Here is a 12,424-nt window from a genome sequence, read left to right on the forward strand (position 1 = left end):
TTTCTGAAGACCTACATTGCACGGCATTGAGAATTATGCCGCTCAAATAGTAAAGAAAGGTCACTTAGGCGGCATTCTGAATTAGTAATTAGCAACTCAAGCAACATTAGAAACTGAGTTACTACACGGCTAATAGTAGTAGCATCAAACAAATCGGTTTTATAGCACCATTTTCCTTCAATACTTCCTAATGTTGTTTGTTGAAGATAGATATCCCAATCAAACTCTGCTGTTTTACTTTCAATTAACCAGGGATGAACAGTTAAATTTGTCAGTTTTAAATCTGATGGAGGTAAGAAGTTAAACATCACTTGATAGAGTAAAGAATGGCTTGGTTCTCGTTTTGGCTGTAGTGCTTCTACTAATTTCACGAAAGGAATTTGCTGGCGATCGCAGGCTGCTAAAAAACATCCACGCACCTGAGACAGTAACTCGCTCAAACTTGGATCGCCCCCCAGGTATGTACGTATTGGCAATGTGTTAATGAAGCATCCAATTAATTCTTTAGTTTCCACTTGCTGGCGATTGGCAAAAGGAGCGCCCACAATAATATCTGACTGTCCGGTGTAATAAAATAGCACTATTTTGAAGGCTGTTAGCAGAGTCACGAATAGGGTGACATTGTGCTGTTGGCTCAGATGTTTAAGAGCATTTGTTAGGCTTTTAGGGATAATGAAAGTTTGACTTGCACCTTGGAAAGTTCGTACTGGTAAGCGCGTATAATCAGTAGGTAACTGTAGTAAAAGTTTGCTGTTTCCTAGTTGCTGCTTCCAGTACTTAAGGTCAGATACGAAAGCAGGACGAGCAACCCACTGCTGTTGCCAATGGGCAAAGTCAGCATATTGGATGGGTAAATCGGGAAGTGGTGAGGGCTGACCATGAGAAAATGCTGCGTATAATTTTGTTAGTTCCTCTAATAACACACCCACAGACCAACCATCACAAACTAGATGATGGATAGTTATGATCAGTAAATGCTCGGCATCAGAGAGCCGCAGTAACTTGATACGCAATAAAGGCTCTTTTTCTAAATCGAAAGGCCGATTTTTTTCCTCACTCACAAATTTTTGAGCCAGAGCCTTTCGCTCAGTTTTAGATTCAGAAAGTTTCCGCAAGTCTACTACCGAGAATGGCAATAGGGGCTGTTGAGCAATTTTCTGAACCACTTGTCTATCTGCGATCGCGGAGCGCGCTTTCTGGTCTGAGCAGCCCTCTGGGCATATACGGGCGATCGCAAAAGTAGTCCGCAGAGCTTCGTGACGACGGACAATTTCCACGAGGCTTTGCGCCAGAGCAGTGACGTTGAGTAAACCCGTCAAGCTATAAACCAGGGGAATATTATAAATGGGAACGCCCGGATGCAATTGAGCTAATATCCAAAACTCAAGCTGAGTTAGAGAGATTGGCAACTCTTTTGTGTTTCTGGCTACTGGTTTAAGAAATGGAGTCAGAGGGGCAGAGGGGGATAAGAAAGAATGATTATTTCTCCCCTGCTCCCCTGCCTCTTTTTGGCGGGATTCTGAAATCTGTTGATCTAGCTTGGCTACCGTTGGGTAATCAAACAAACAGCTGATGGGTAACTCCACCTTGAAGGTTTCTCGCAATCTAGAAATAACTTGCATTGCTGATAGGGAATGCCCTCCCAATGCAAAGAAGTTGTCGTAGATGCCAACTTGTTCCAGTCCTAAAACATCGCTCCAAATTCCTGCTAGAACCTCTTCAGTAGCAGTACGGGGTGGCATCAAGTCTGTAGAAACGTTACGTGTTTCCCGACTCAAAGGTGCTGGTAAAGCACGGCGGTCTGTCTTGCCACTGGGAGTTAGAGGTAGAGCATCCAGCAACTTTACAAAAGCAGAAGGCAGCATATATTCGGGTAGCTTTTGTTTGAGGTAACAAAGCAGTTCGCTGGTGTCTAGGTGTTGTTTAGGGACAATGTAGGCGACTAGGCGCTTGTTCCCTGGTTCATCTTCTCTGGGAATAACTACGGCTTCTTTTACCTGTGGGTGAGCGGCGAGTACGGTTTCAATTTCCCCTAGTTCAATGCGAAAGCCCCGCACCTTCACTTGATTGTCAATTCGTCCGAGAAATTCGATGTTGCCATCAGATAAATATCGAGCGCGATCGCCTGTTTTATATAAACGACTCCCGTCTTTGGCAATGAATTTCTCAGCCGTCAATTCTGGGGAATTAATATAACTTCTAGCGATCGCCACGCCGCCAATATACAGTTCTCCAGGAACTCCAATGGGTAATGGTTGCAGATGGCTATCAAGGATGTAGATTTGCGTATTTGCGATCGCGCGACCAATGGGCGGAAGTGGCGAAGCATCTTTTAAAGTAAAACTTGTTACTACATGGCTCTCCGTTGGGCCGTACTGATTTTGTAACGTACAACCAGGAAGTTTCCTAAAAAAGTTGACTAAAATAGGAGTAACTTGTAACTGTTCTCCAGCAGTCATAATCTGCCGCAAAGATGCAGGATAGGATTTAGCAATAGAGGCAGCATTGGCTAACTGCTGGAGGGCGACGAAGGGCAAAAATAGTCTTTCTATCTTTTCTTTGTCAATTAGCTGTAATAATGCAAACCCATCCTTCTGTATTTCTGCGGTGATTAAAACTAAAGTTCCGCCACTACACCAGGTAGAGAAGATTTCTTGAAAAGAGACATCGAAGCTGATGGAAGCAAATTGCAAGGTTTTGGCACAACTTAAAGCACTTTCGCCCATTTGCCAATATAAAAGGTTCACCAAAGAACGGTTACTCATAGCTACACCTTTGGGCTTACCAGTTGAGCCAGAAGTATACATGACATAAGCCAAGTTCTCTGATGTGACTTGACTCACAGGATTTTCCTGGCTGTTTTGGCAGAAAATCTCCGAGTCTGTATCTAAGCAAACTACTGTTAATGATGGTCCAGAGAAGGCATTTAATGAATCTGTCAGCAACACCGACGCTTGAGAATCACTCAACATATAAGTTAAGCGTTCTTGGGGCGATCGCGGATCTAAAGGTACGTAAGCACCACCAGCTTTGAGGATTGCTAAAAGTCCTATTACCATCGATAAAGAACGCTCAACACAAATCCCCACCCGCACTTCTGGTTTTACCCCCAGGTTTTGGAGATGGTGCGCTAACTTGTTAGCCTGACAATTTAACTGCTGGTAAGTCAGTTGTTGGGATTGAAACGAAACCGCTACTGCATCAGGTGTCTGTTCCACCTGTTCTTCAAATAACTGAGCGATAGATTTGTGGGGATAATCTGTTTTAGTATTATTCCATACCAAAAGTTGATGCTGTTCGCTAGCAGTTAGCATGGGTATCTCGCCTACCGTCTGCTCAATGTTAGTAACCATACCCTCTAACAAAGTCACAAGATGCCCCATCATCCGGTTAATTGTTTCCCCATCAAAGCGGCTGCCATCATAGAGAATGCGTAGGGATAACTCTTGTCCTGGTACAGCAATGATTGTAAGCGGATAATTGGTTTGTTCAATGACGCGCCGTTTGGTAATCTGGATACTGCCACCTAGATTTGAGAAAGACGGATTTTGTGGGTAGTTCTCAAATACTACAATGCTTTCAAACAAAGGTAATTCTGCGGGAATTTCACTAACAGCCTGAATTTCTACTAACGGACACCAAGAATACTGCGATCGCTCCACCTGTTGAGTTTGCAATTGCCTCAGCCATTGCCATAAAGGCCTTGCTGTTGAGACTTTCACTCTAACTGGTAGAGTATTAATGAATAGTCCCACCATCGATTCCACCCCCGATAAAGTAGGAGGACGACCAGACACAGTTGAGCCAAATACTACCTCAGACTCATCAGTATAGCGACTGAGTAAAAGCGCCCAAGCTGCTTGCACAAAAGTTGAAAGTGTCAAATGATACTGCTGTGCCTGGGACTGTAAAGCAGCAGTTATAGTTGCTGATAAACAGTAGTGCTGCTCGTGGTAGGTTTTTGGTTGTTGAAAATTCTGCCCCTCACCCCGATTTAGTAGCAAACGGGTAGGATTAGTAAAGCCATGAAGTTGTTGTTGCCAAAATATTTCTGCTGCTTTTAAATCTTGTTGCTGTAACCAATTTATGTAATCTCGATAAGGACGGGGAGTATTTAAATATAAATATTTGCCTTTAAGTAAGGCATTATAAAATGCAAAAACTTCTTTGCAGAGAATTGGCCAACTCCAGCCATCAATTAGTAGGTGATGAAAACTCCAGACAAATTCGTAAATATCATCAGCGATTTGAATTAAGCTAAATCGCATAAGTGGAGCTTTATCAAGAACAAAACCTTGGACTCGATCTGCTTCTAAAAAAATTTCTAACTGCTCTTGTTGTTCTTCTAAAGATAAAGAACGCCAATCATAATTATGCCAAGGTAAATCCACTTGTTTACATACTACTTGAAGAGGCTTTTCCTGCTTTTCCCAAACCACAAGTGTACGCAAAACTGGGTGACGCTTCATAACTCGCAAACAGGCTTGCTGAAGTACTGTAATATCAATTTTTCCAGAAAGCGTTAAACAGAACTGCTCAAGATACATCCCAGATTCCGGCTCATATAGAGTATGGAAAAGCATACCCTGTTGCATAGGAGAAAGAGGGTAAATAGATTCAATATTCTTATTTTTAATTATTTCCAGCTTGGTCATAATTCGTAATTTCTCTTCCTCTGTGTTCTCTGTGCCTCTGTGGTAGCCTGCGGCAAGCCGCTCTGCGTCTACGTTAAAAGAATAATCAAACACTAAAACTGAAAATAAACAAAAGGTTGAGGATTAATGGCTGTCAGTCGAAATATTGCTGAAACCAAAACCCCAAAGAAAACAGCAAAACTCCAACTAGGAATTTTACGCCACCAATCAGCAAACCAACCCTGATAAGCTGCCCAGTGGAGCATAATTAAAGGTACAAAAATCCATGCAATTTGGAGATTTAGATTTTCAGAACCAAGAGAATTCAAGAACAAAAAAGATTTCTCTATTTGGATCGCGCTGCTAAGATCGTTACTTCCAAAGAAGACGGCAAAAGCACAAAAGCAGTAAAATGTTATGGGAAGACCTAGCATCTTTCTTAAAGGTAGCAATGCCTTATAAGGAGCCACCCAATCTGACCATTGTTTTTGAATAACTAAGGCGATACCATTTAATCCACCCCAAATTACAAAATGCCAAGCAGCGCCGTGCCAGAGTCCTGATAAAAACATCAAAATGAGAAGATTTCTGTATTTAAAAAGTTCTGTACGTTCAGCTTTTGGTCGCCTTCTCATTAAAGGAACATAGATATAATCTCGTAACCAACTGTATAAAGTAATGTGCCAACGTTGCCACAAATCAGTTATATTACTGGCAAAGTAAGGAAAATTAAAGTTTAGAGGTAGTTTGTATCCAAGTAAACCTGCTGAAGCGATCGCCATATCTGAATAACCAGAAAAGTCGCAGTATACTTGTATAACAAAAGCAATAATAGCAATCCAACAACTCAAGAAAGTATAATTTTCTGGATTACTGAAATACTGTTCTACTAAAGGCGAAAGATTATCCGAAACGCACGCTTTCTTGAAATACCCTACAAAAAAAAGCATTAAACATCCCCGAAAATCAACTTCGCTTAAGTTTTTTGGGGTTAGTAATTGCGGTAAAAAAGTAGATGCTCGGACAATAGGCCCTGCAACAAGTTGCGGGAAAAAAGTCACAAATAGAGAAAAATCCCAAAAATTTCTCACAGGTTTGAGTTTACCTAGATAGATATCCAGGGAATAACTCAGAGTTTGAAATGTGTAAAAACTAATGCCTGCTGGCAGAATAATATTAAGGGTTTTAAGACTTAGGGGTAAACCCAAAAAAGCTAATAAATTTGCAGCAGAATCAGTGAAGAAATTATAATATTTAAAAAATCCTAATATTCCGAGATTTGCTAATAAACTAAGTATCAACCATGCTTGACGTTGTTGCTGATTTTGTGGCTTGTTTAGTAAATAATCCCAATTCCAAAAAATTGTAGTTTCTTTTTTTTGTACTACCTCAGTGCTGGGAATTTTTTGTATTTGCGAATCACTAACCTGTGGTCTAGATAGCATTAAACCGACAAAGTAATCAATCACTGTCGATAGCAAGAGCAAAAAAAGGAAGCGCCAATCCCAAGCACTATAGAAGATATAACTACAGATTAGTAGCCAGAATTTACGATGATTGTGTTTCTGTAAAGCCCAATAGATACAGAAAACAATCAGAAAGAAAAATAGAAACCGAAATTCTGTAAATATCATAAATTATTTAAGTATTGAGCAAATTTTGATGCTAATAAAAGTGTGAATTCTTGAGCGCCTTGGTAATTGAGATGGGCACTATCAATTCTTCGATCCACCTCATATAAATTACTAAACTTATTGGGATTATTAAAAGCAAATAGGGTATCTATATATCCTGATTGATATGCTTTGTAAAGAGCCGATGGGTTGGAATCAGTCTCTAGGAGTGGCGGAATAAAAAAGACAGCTTCAATTTTATTGTTGTTAATTTGCTGTTGTTCAATTCGGGAAGCAATATTTTTCACCATTTTCGCTCCATATATTGTGGATGGATTATTAAATGCACTTTCTGAATTTAAATTAGCTAGTTTCGTTTGTTCATTTTTGAGGTTTTTTTGATAAGTGTCCAAACCATTTGTTCGGAATATAGTCTTCCATTTCTCAGCTTTTTTTTGCCAATCTATAGCGTAATATCCAGATTCTTGTAGAAGTCTATCTTCAGATACTTTTGCTAATGGATCTGCATTGGATAAATCTAAATTTAATATTCTTTCCTGCCAGAAAGTAGAAAGCTGACCAATTCCTAGCCATCGGTAGATAAAGCTTTGAAAATTGGCGTAAATATATGGAGCTTTTACTTGCCAACTATCGATTGATGATTCCAGAATTAATTGGAAATTTTCTATGGTTTTACGAGGAGTATGCCAGTATATTTCTTGAGCAGAAGTAGAGCCAAAATTGGTAAATAAGTCAACTGAACAGTCAAGAAATATCCACTTTAAGTTTGCTGGTTTTAAAGCCAGAATTTTTTGTAAGTAAAAATCTATTTCTGATACGTTTGCACCTGCTATGCCAAAGTTGAAAGATTTTACACTTTTACCCTCTGTTGTCATGTATTCATCAAACAATTTTGGAATTACCCCAAAGTAAGTAGTACTTGGTCCCAGAAAAATAGCGTCATAATCATCTTTGTGTTCAGTTAAATATTGCCATTTAACACTAATTTCACCAAGATTTTGGATAGTCTTGTAGTAGGGTAAAACTATATTCAATAATCCAGAAGAAAGAAATATAGTAATTATAAAAATTAAACTATAACCAAACATCACTAGTGGTCTTAACATGATTTTTTCTTAAATATCTACAACTATATCCGTCTTTGTTAATTGCCAGTTCATCTTTAGATTGAGCCAGAAATTCCAAAGTGTCACACAAGCGATCGCTACCAATTTGGCGATATATTCATTCACTTGAAATTGATAAAATAGCAAATTTACAATTAGGCTATTGAAAATTAATCCAATTAAACAAATGAGATTAAACTTGACAAAGCGTTGCAGCTTTTGACTGTTCTTTTGCTCAAAAGACATATCACCAAATGTCCATAAATCATTCCAAAGAAAATTGTTAATAATTGCTATTTCTGTGGAAAGCATTGCACTCGGAGTTAACGCTAAACATAAAGAGCTATGAAAGCAATAGAATGCTCCCAAGTCTACAAATACTCCACTAAAACCCACTACAGCAAAGCGGATAAACCGGCTAAAAAGTGCCGAATGGAGATAAAAGTGGACTTTACCTCTCAGATAAGTAATATTAAAATAGTCAAGATATTGCTTCATTCAACTTCTACTTTTTTAATGTTTTTTATGTTTTCTGATTTTTGTCGAGTTGCCAAAATCCTTCAAGTGGGTAGACTAATTTCAGGGAATTGGTTTTATCTTGCTGGAGTTGATGAGCTAAACTATTTTCTAGGTCGTCAACAAAGAAAATAGATTGATAATCTTGAGGCATTATTGGTAATTGGTTATTTTGTATGGGAAGTAAGGAAATTTTTGGTTCTAAACTATGACTTAATGTGAGTATGACTCCCAAGTTATAATCATTTTTATTACTTACTAATAAAACATTATTATTAGATTGGTTAATACGTTTACTCATTGCCAGTAAATTCTTGCCACCTATTTGTGGCCACCAAGTTTCAGCCTGAAAAAATCTGACATCAGAAACCACCCCAGAGATGAGTAATCCCACCAGAAGGAATTGCCAAAAGTTTTTCTGCCAACTCTTCGCTAAGAAAAGATGGAAAGCTAAAATATAGACTACAGCAATTTGGATGCTGAGGTATAACGGTATCTGATAACGAAAATGAATAGAGCGAATTCCCCCAAAAGCTAGGTCATAAAAAAGCAACGTTAATCCTGGGAATCCGCCTAATAAAGCAATAAATAAACTAGTGTTAGTTGATAAATACTTTGACAAAAAAATAACAATATAAATAATTAAAAATAAACTGAATATTATTGTAGAAATACTATAAGATAAAGGACTTTCAGAAGTTAAGTTATTGACCCAAGCATCATCAGAAGCCAAATTAAAATCAAAAAATATGCGGCTAATTCGACTGAGCCAAATCCCAATCAGGTCGAAAGGACTATCTGTTTTAAATGCGATCCATGACAAGAGATTTGTAGCTGTGTGAACCTGGGTAATAAGTATAAGAAGCCAGGGTGAAAATATTAAGCAAGCGGCGATGGAACTCAGCAGATAATTACGCAGAGTTTTGTTAAAGCGAAACCGTTGGCTAATAAGTATATAAATTCCATGAGCGATCGCAACCATTACTGTCAATAAATGGGTGTACAATCCCAAGGCTAGGGCGAGAGCATACACAGCCCAACTCAAGTAACTTTCTCGGCGAATAGCTCGTAATACAGCAGCACTTGATACTAGAATCGTCACCATCCATAAACCGTATTCTCGTGCATCTTGGGCAAAGAAAACCTGCAAGGGAGAAACCCCCATTACAGCCATTGCCACCCACCCCACTAGTGACAATTCAAACAACTCTAAACACAGCCAATACACACTAGGAAATACCAACAGACTAATCACTGCGGATAAACTTCTGACTCCCGCTGGGAAATCCCCAAAAACTTGCGCCCATAATCTCACCATCACATAATACAAAGGTGGATGTTGTGGATCTGAAGTTATTAAGTAGCGCACTGTATCAGCAACAGTTCGATCTGAGTTAATGTGTTGATATTTATCTAAAGTAATAACAGGAGTTACGCCTTTGTTATTGTCCAAATTACTAAAAAACTCCTGTTTAACCTCCGCTAACGAATGACCAGATATCGCCAGTGATGTAGCAGTTTCATCGTACCAATACACTTTTTTTCCCAGATGAGTAAAGCGAAAAAAAATACCTAATCCAATCAGGCTAATTACCAAAATTTTTAACCAATTTGGAGGATTTGACTTTGCTAGCAATTGTATCAACCCTTTTTTAAAGTGTGTATCAATTACGAATTACGTTATAGCATTAGCGAGTATTAGAGCGTCATTACGAATTACGAATTAGTAATTATCCTTTTGGCTGCTTAAAATATTCATGTGCAAGAATAGGTAGATACTTAGGCACTTCATCTATCTCTAAACAAGTCTTAATAGAGTTAATTGAAGTATCATAATTAGGCCCAGTAAAAAAGGCGCATGAGTATCTTTGTTTAGCACTGTGAGATTGAGTGGGAACTATAACTCGATGTCGTGTAGCGCTAAACTTATCGTTCGTCCATCGCTGCATTAAATCTGCCACCAATACGATAATTGCATCAGGAATAAAGGGCGCAACAACCCATTCTCCAGCATTTGTATATACTTCTAACCCTTCGGAATCTTGAAATAAAAATGTCAGAGTACCTATATCAGTATGTTCTGCCAGATAAACTTTTCCTAGCTCGGGGGGCTGATATATAGATGGGTAGTGATGCAAAACTATGCCGTGATTCTGTTCAGAATATAAATTTGTAAAGTAATCTTCTGGAATTCTCAGGGAAATAGCCAAAGCTTGGAATACTTTCAAGGCGCTTTCGTGACAACTCGTGAAAAATTCCAGCATCACTTCACGAAATTGAGCCGGATTTTCAGGCCATTTATTCAGTTCAAAAAAAGGATCTTCGATAATACCGATTTCATCTAAAGTAATTTCTTTTCCAAAATGAAATCCTTCAGTCATTAGCTCATTAGCATTGTGTTGATCTTCACTTTTTTTAAAATTATGATACCCGCGAAGATTTCTGTCTGGGAAGAAAGATACTTGTTCTTTTTCCTGCTCAGGAAGTGCAAAAAAAGACTCTGTTTGTGAAAAAACCTGAGTGATTAGACTTTGAGAAATACCATAATTTTTGAGGTAGAAACATCCGGCTTCATGAATAGCAAGAGAAATTTGTGTAGCAACAGCTTCTCTTGCTGTTGAGTCACCTATAAGAAAAGGATGGAAATCAATGATAGGAATCTGCATTTGAAAAATTAGTGGTGGATAAAACAGTGTGAATCAATCGTAATTTTAGACAGTTTAAATGTTACTTTTTAGTCAGTTTTAGGTCATAAGAGTTCCAAAATGTTCCTATTAGGGCAGAGTGTTCAATACCTTGGATACGATTTCGTACTGCTACCATTGATAAAGGGTTAACTAGATAAATAAATGGCAGATACTCTTGAGTAATTCGCTGAGTTTCTGCATAGATAGCTTTACGCTTTGCTTCATCTACCTCAGACGCAGCTTGGATGTATAAATCACTAATTTCCCGTTCCCAATCTGCTATCTGTCGCCCTATTATCGGCGTTTGTCCTGCTTGGGATTGCTGATTAAAAAAGTGCCAACCAGCTTCAGTCAACCAAACATTAGACCAATCATTTGGTTCTTGACCGACAGCAACATCAAGCAATTGACATTCCCAATCAAAAGTTCGAGTCAGTTTGTTGATGAAAACGTTAGCAGCTACGGGATTGAAATCAACAGTTATGCCAAGGTTACTCAAATTTTGTTTTATGTGTACTCCCATCGCCTGCAATGCATTATTATTAGCATTTGTCATCAAAGTAAAGCGGACAATATTTCCTTGGTCGTCTAATAACTGACCTTGATTGTTGTATTTAAATCCTGCTTTTATCAGTAATTCTTTCGCTTTTTGAAGATTGTAGTTATAGACAGTTTGGACAGGGAAATAATACTTGCTTTGTACAGCAATCGGTGAATTTTGCAGTTTACCCAACCCCTTATAGATATTGTTGAGTATTTGTTGGCGGTCAATTCCATAAGCAACTGCTTGTCTAAATTCCACTGTGTTAAACCAACGAGACTTGATAGGATCGACTAGTGGTTTACCATTCCTGCTACCTTTATTCAGATTAAAGGTAATAGCAGTTGAGCCTACAAAAAGACCGCCATTATAGATAGTAAACTTTCCTTTATCTTCTTCATGTTTTAATAACGAAAAATAGTCAGTATTAACATTAATATAATCTAATCCTCCAGAACGAAATTGAATTAAAGAAGTATCTTGACTAGGAATAATTTGCCCAATTACACGCTCGATATATGGTTGTGAATTGCCTTGAGTATCTCTGCGCCAGTAGTAAGGATTTTTGCGGAAAACTATTCGTTGGCTAGGAGTGTAAGATTCTATTGTGTAAGGGCCATTGACAATAATATTTTCTGGTGGGGTATCAGTTCCCCAAGTAGAGAGAAATTTTGCTCTCCCTTTCTGGTCTTTTATTTTGATTGTTTCTCGGAAAATATGGGCTGGTAAAATCTCCAGTTTTGTAGTCCGAATAAATGGAGCAAATGGTTCAGGTAATGTAAATTCAACTCGCAAATCATCAAGTTTTCGTACAGTCGGGAAGGTACGATTTTTACCAATAATCAAGAAATCTTGAGCATAACTAGGAATAGCTGGATTACTGTAAATTTCATTATAGGTAAAAACCACATCTTCAGCCGTTAGTGGCTTTCCATCTGACCATTTTAGACCTTTTCTGAGGGTATAAATTACTTGTTTATGATCTTTAGAGGTTTGCCAATATTTGGCTAGATTAGGTTTAATTTCTCCACGAGCATTTTCTTTAACTAGCCCTTCATAAGTATAGTTTAAAATATAAGCTGATTCTATGATTAAAGCCGGGTTGAAAGTTGTGGGTTCAGTTGGGAAAGGGACAATAATTTCAGATATTGGTGTTGCTTGGATTTTTAAGGTAATTTGATGATAGATAATTATGGCGATCGCAGTTACTAAAGCTAGTACAATTACTAGCCAACGATGACGCATTAAAGTATGTTTTTTAGTATTTTTTAATAACTGATAATACGACATCGTAAAAACACTCCAA

7 protein-coding genes are annotated in these 12,424 nt (G+C 38.2%); all 7 read right to left on the reverse strand.

The window, feature by feature from the left end:
- Positions 1 to 11: 11 nt before the first annotated feature.
- The gene (locus V7L07_RS07750; RefSeq protein ID WP_335056543.1) at positions 12 to 4,748 is read right to left on the reverse strand and encodes an amino acid adenylation domain-containing protein; all 4,737 of its coding nucleotides are present in this window, start codon (positions 4,746 to 4,748) and stop codon (positions 12 to 14) included.
- The gene (locus V7L07_RS07755; protein WP_335056545.1) at positions 4,748 to 6,268 is read right to left on the reverse strand and encodes an MBOAT family O-acyltransferase; all 1,521 of its coding nucleotides are present in this window, start codon (positions 6,266 to 6,268) and stop codon (positions 4,748 to 4,750) included. The genes V7L07_RS07750 and V7L07_RS07755 overlap by 1 nt, the downstream gene beginning before the upstream one ends.
- A complete protein-coding gene (locus V7L07_RS07760; RefSeq protein ID WP_335056547.1) occupies positions 6,265 to 7,374 on the reverse strand; it encodes a hypothetical protein in 1,110 nt (369 codons plus the stop codon). Before V7L07_RS07760 ends, V7L07_RS07755 begins: the two co-directional genes overlap by 4 nt.
- Before the next feature lie 9 nt (positions 7,375 to 7,383).
- On the reverse strand, positions 7,384 to 7,872 hold the full coding sequence (locus V7L07_RS07765) for a GtrA family protein (RefSeq protein ID WP_335056549.1): 489 nt from the start codon (positions 7,870 to 7,872) through the stop codon (positions 7,384 to 7,386).
- 25 nt (positions 7,873 to 7,897) lie between these two features.
- The gene (locus V7L07_RS07770) at positions 7,898 to 9,526 is read right to left on the reverse strand and encodes a glycosyltransferase family 39 protein (RefSeq protein ID WP_335056551.1); all 1,629 of its coding nucleotides are present in this window, start codon (positions 9,524 to 9,526) and stop codon (positions 7,898 to 7,900) included.
- Positions 9,527 to 9,620: 94 nt separating this feature from the next.
- Positions 9,621 to 10,556: an isopenicillin N synthase family dioxygenase gene (locus V7L07_RS07775; protein WP_335056553.1), complete on the reverse strand. Its 936-nt coding sequence runs from the start codon at positions 10,554 to 10,556 to the stop codon at positions 9,621 to 9,623.
- A gap of 61 nt (positions 10,557 to 10,617) precedes the next feature.
- A complete protein-coding gene (locus V7L07_RS07780; RefSeq protein ID WP_335056555.1) occupies positions 10,618 to 12,408 on the reverse strand; it encodes an ABC transporter substrate-binding protein in 1,791 nt (596 codons plus the stop codon).
- Between the last annotated feature and the right edge of the window lie 16 nt (positions 12,409 to 12,424).

Source organism: Nostoc sp., assembly GCF_036916985.1.
GTDB lineage: Bacteria > Cyanobacteriota > Cyanobacteriia > Cyanobacteriales > Nostocaceae > Nostoc.

Coding starts and splice junctions, on each gene's coding strand:
- V7L07_RS07755 (WP_335056545.1), bottom strand. CDS start 6,268: ATGATATTTACAGAATTTCGGTTTCTATTTTTCTTTCTGATTGTTTTC.
- V7L07_RS07760 (WP_335056547.1), bottom strand. CDS start 7,374: ATGTTAAGACCACTAGTGATGTTTGGTTATAGTTTAATTTTTATAATT.
- V7L07_RS07765 (WP_335056549.1), bottom strand. CDS start 7,872: ATGAAGCAATATCTTGACTATTTTAATATTACTTATCTGAGAGGTAAA.
- V7L07_RS07775 (WP_335056553.1), bottom strand. CDS start 10,556: ATGCAGATTCCTATCATTGATTTCCATCCTTTTCTTATAGGTGACTCA.
- V7L07_RS07780 (WP_335056555.1), bottom strand. CDS start 12,408: ATGTCGTATTATCAGTTATTAAAAAATACTAAAAAACATACTTTAATG.